Genomic DNA, 630 nt, shown 5'->3' with positions numbered 1-630 from the left:
CTTCGGCGCTTTGGAAAGCACGCAGGTCCGCCGAATCCATGCCAAGGCCCGTTTTTTCCCAGCTGTTCGGGCTATGCCCCGGCGAGGCCGTCCTTCATAATTCAATCCGGCCGTCTGTATCTATATTTTTCTTAACATGACCATTCCCCCGCTCGATCCACTTGCTACGCAGCACAATGGCACCCCGGATCCCGAGAGTGAAGGGCCGATGGATCCGCAGACGGCGCGCCTGCGCGAAGAAAACCGCGCCTTGCGCGAACTGCTGGCCGCGCAGGTCCAGGCTTCGATCCCGCGCCCTCCCGGCCCGCTCAAGCGGCTGGGCTGGTGGCTGATCAGCGCGCCCGGCGCCGCCCTGGTCGGCTGGCGCAGCCTACTGGGGCGTGAAGACGCCACGCCGATCACCGGCAAACGGGTGGGCTACGCCACGCTGACGGTGTTCTACACCCTGGCGATCTATGGCGCGCTGGTGCTACTGGTGGTGTCTTGGAGCACGCCCGATGCCGGGCGCACGGGCGCATCCGCCGCCGGTCCGGTGCGCGTCCCCCTGGGCGCGCCGCCGGGCGTGGGACCGGAGGCTGCCCGGTCGTCGGACCCGCGCTCGCCCGCGGCTCCGATTGCGCCGCGCACCGC

At 68.9% G+C, this 630-nt stretch carries 1 pseudogene; it reads left to right on the top strand.

Annotation, left to right across the window (positions count from 1 at the left end):
- Positions 1-208 precede the first annotated feature (208 nt).
- A pseudogene (locus AC6LKG_RS26535) lies at positions 209-630 on the top strand (hypothetical protein); the annotation flags it as partial.

It is taken from the genome of Achromobacter sp. 46006, from assembly GCF_059761975.1.
Note: the sequence above shows the minus strand (reverse complement) of the source record. Positions and strands in the feature narration are given on the sequence as shown.